The 660-nt window shown below is 52.6% G+C and carries 1 protein-coding gene; it reads right to left on the bottom strand.

Annotation, left to right across the window (positions count from 1 at the left end):
* Positions 1-578, bottom strand: a 578-nt coding sequence (locus ACR0EZ_RS25970; protein ID WP_480617736.1) for an IS6 family transposase, incomplete at its 3' end; no start/stop codon positions are given.
* Between the last annotated feature and the right edge of the window lie 82 nt (positions 579-660).

Raw genomic sequence — 660 nt, 5'->3', positions numbered from 1 at the left:
GATGCGAAAGATTGGAATCCCAGCATGGGTCTGATCCGTCGTTTGATGAATCGATGGTCTTGTTCAATGATGTTATTGAGGTATTTCCGCCTCACCATCTCGATTGGTACAGGGCAGCCAAAGCCTTTCAGCATCTTGTTGATCGCATTGATGCCAGCTGTGTTGGCACCACTTTTGTCGATAACGATCTTGCGTGGCAATCCGTTCACCTCGAGCGCGCGGGCGAAGAACTTGGTCGCAGCGGCCTTGTTCCGGCGCTCGGACAACATGAAATCCAGGGTCTTGCCGTGTTTGTCGATCGCTCGGTAAAGATAAACCCACTCGCCCTTCACTTTCACATATGTCTCATCCATGCGCCACGAACGGTCTGCGGGACGCTTTCTATACCGCGCTGTTTCAGCAATTAGGCCAGCATATCGACTGACCCAGCGGTTTAGCGTTGCATGATCCAGATCAACGCCGCGTTCCGCCATGATTTCTTCCAGATCGCGGTAGGAAACACCGTATCGCAGGTAGAAGAAAACCGCGTGCAAGATCACGTCTTTCGGAAAATGCGCGCCCTTAAATGTGATCGTCACGGCCTGCTCCTGTCATGTTCTAGTGCGCGCTACCAGAAATGCACACGAACTGACAGGTGAGGGCGAACTTTGCGACAGAACC

The organism is Ruegeria sp. AK4 (assembly GCF_056541025.1).
The sequence above is the reverse complement of the archived record's forward strand: the minus strand, read 5'-3'. Positions and strand labels throughout refer to the sequence as shown.